Below are 2,430 nucleotides of genomic sequence, written 5' to 3' on the forward strand. Positions count from 1 at the left end.
ATCAGTTAACGCGAAAAACCTCGCACTTCGTCAGCTACGCCGACGTCAACTCCGACATCAACCTGGATGGCACTGGCCGTGTAGGTGAAGTGGACATCGAGCCTGTCACCGCAGGCGGTGGTATTACCTACCGTTTCTAAGCCTAACGTTTCCAAGTCTGGCGGTTAATCGCCAAGGTACGCCCGGTTCCTTCATTGGAACCGGGCGTTTTCTTACCTGGCACTAATGTAGTTGTGTCAGGTTGTCGCAACCGCTTTCCGTGATCACGATGTTGTCTTCGATGCGGATACCACCGCAGGCGGCCAAAGCGTCCACCGTGGCCCAGTTGACGGCAATTCCCTGCTGGCGCAGCGGTGCCAGCAGCATGGGAATGAAGTAGAGCCCGGGTTCGATGGTGACCACCATGCCGGGGCGCAGCGTGCGCGTCAGGCGTAGCGCCGGATGTTGCGGTGGCGGCGGCGCTGGCGTGCCATCGGAGTGCATCAGCCCCGCCACGTCATGCACCTGGATGCCCAGCGAGTGGCCCAAGCCATGGGGGCAGAACGCTCGGGTCACGCCCAGCTCGATAGCGCTCTCCGCGCTGCCTTCGTACAGCCCGTGCTGCACCAGAATTTCGGCCAGATAGCGATGCATCTGCTCGTGGAGCGACACAAACTCCACGCCGGGCGCGGCGTGCTGGATCAATTGATCTTTCAGGTGGTGCAGGGCAGTGACCAGCTCGCCAAAGGCGGCCGGGGCATCGGGGCCTGCGTGGGTGCGGGTGATGTCCGCCGCGTAGCCGCGAAAGCGCCGCCCGGCATCCACCAACAAGCTGTGGCGCTGGCTGGGGGCGCTCAGGTCATAATGCTGATAATGCAGTACGCCAGCGTGCTGATTGAGCCCGATGATGTTCTGGTAGGGCACGTCCGACTCGAGCTGTCGGCTGGCTTGCAGGTAGGCCAACTGAATGTCCAGCTCGCTGGCGGCGCCCACAAACGCCGCCTTGGCGGCCTGATGCCCGGCAACGGCCAGACGATTGGCTTCCCTCAGGCAGGCAATCTCATAGGCGGTCTTGTACATGCGCAGCTCATCCAACGCACGGACGAGGGCGGCGGGGTGCAGCTGTGCGGAGTTGGCGAGCACAGAAACGCTCTCCAGGGTCTCGATATCACCAATCACGGCTGCGTTGCCCGCTAGCGGCGGGGTGATCTTGTCGCTGCACAAATGCACGTCGAATTCGGCTACCCACGGCTCTTCCGGCAGTTGGGTGGGCAAGTGCCAGAAATCGGCTGGCGCGTAGATATAGAGCTGAGGCCGCTGACCGGGCTGCACCACGATCCAGCTGTGCTGAACATCGGCCAACCCTACCCAGTGGGTGAAATGCCCGTAGGCCTGAAAGGTGGTAGTGTGATCATCGGCAAAATGGTAGCGGGCGTGGCCGCTGTAAATGGCCAGACAATCCAGCTGATGGTGCTCAAGCAACTGGCTATAAGCCTGGCGAAGATGCGCGATATGCTCACGCTGTCGTGCGTTCAGTGATGCAGACATGGGGTTTCCTTTAGGGTCGTAGGGGAGGGAGCTCGCTCCATAAGCTGTCCAGCTCTGCGTGGTGGTGTTGGTGGTGACGGTACAGCCTCAACTCCATGGGCACGTCCCAGCGGCTGTCGCCTGCGCGCACCAGTTGGCCGCTAGCCAGTTCGCTGGCCACGTTGCGTTCGGGTAGCCAGCTCATGCCGTAGCCCAACAGTACCAGTTCCTTGATGCCTGCGGCGTAGAGGTTCTCGCTCTGCGCGGTCAGGTAGGTCGTATGGGGAAGGCGGGCAAGGTGTGCCTGGACCGCCGAACCCAACAGCCCGCGTTTGGGGTAGGCAAGCCAGGGCACCGGCTGCTGGCGCGTGCCAGGTAGCTGCGTGCAGGGCGACTCATCGCTGGTCAGGCCCGTCACGGGTATCAGCCGCTCCTGGCCAATGACGCGATAGGTACTGCTGCTGGTGTCGATGTCCAGATCGCAGCGGCCCACGGGCCAGTAGCAGATGGCCAGATCACATTCGGCCCTGGCCAGTGCCTGAAAATAGTCGCTGGCCACCCAGCCCGTGGCGCGCAAGTAGGGCTGCACACGCTCTTGCCAACCCTGTTGGGCCAGCCATTCGGGCAAAAAGTGGGCCAGCAGACTTTGTGGGGCAGCCACCATGATGCGGCGCTGTTGGCCAGCGCTGATCGCCCGAACGCGCTCTCTGGTGAGGCGCACGCGCTCGGTGACCTGTTCGCAGAGCGTCAGGAACTCTTCTCCCGCTGGGGTCAACGACAGTGGCAGGGTCTGTCGGTTGATCAACGTCACGCCCATTTCCTCTTCCAGCAGCTTGATGCGCCGTGAAAAAGTAGGCTGTGTCACGTGCTGCTCGTCGGCAGCGCGGGAGAAGTGTCGCGTTCTGGCCAAGGCAATGAAGTCTT

The 2,430-nt window shown here is 62.2% G+C and carries 2 protein-coding genes; both read right to left on the minus strand.

Going from position 1 to position 2,430, the window contains the following annotated elements; all coding sequences use genetic code 11:
• Positions 1–222: 222 nt before the first annotated feature.
• Positions 223–1,527: a Xaa-Pro dipeptidase gene (gene pepQ / locus B7L71_RS14980; RefSeq protein ID WP_081138902.1), complete on the minus strand. Its 1,305-nt coding sequence runs from the start codon at positions 1,525–1,527 to the stop codon at positions 223–225.
• A gap of 10 nt (positions 1,528–1,537) precedes the next feature.
• On the minus strand, positions 1,538–2,430 hold an 893-nt coding region (locus B7L71_RS14985; RefSeq protein ID WP_081138903.1), incomplete at its 5' end, for a LysR family transcriptional regulator.

Source organism: Halomonas sp. BC2, assembly GCF_002078115.1.
In the GTDB taxonomy this organism is placed as follows: domain Bacteria; phylum Pseudomonadota; class Gammaproteobacteria; order Pseudomonadales; family Halomonadaceae; genus Vreelandella; species Vreelandella stevensii.

Excerpts from the sequence above, each read along its gene's own strand:
- pepQ (WP_081138902.1), bottom strand. The coding sequence starts at position 1,527 with ATGTCTGCATCACTGAACGCACGACAGCGTGAGCATATCGCGCATCTT.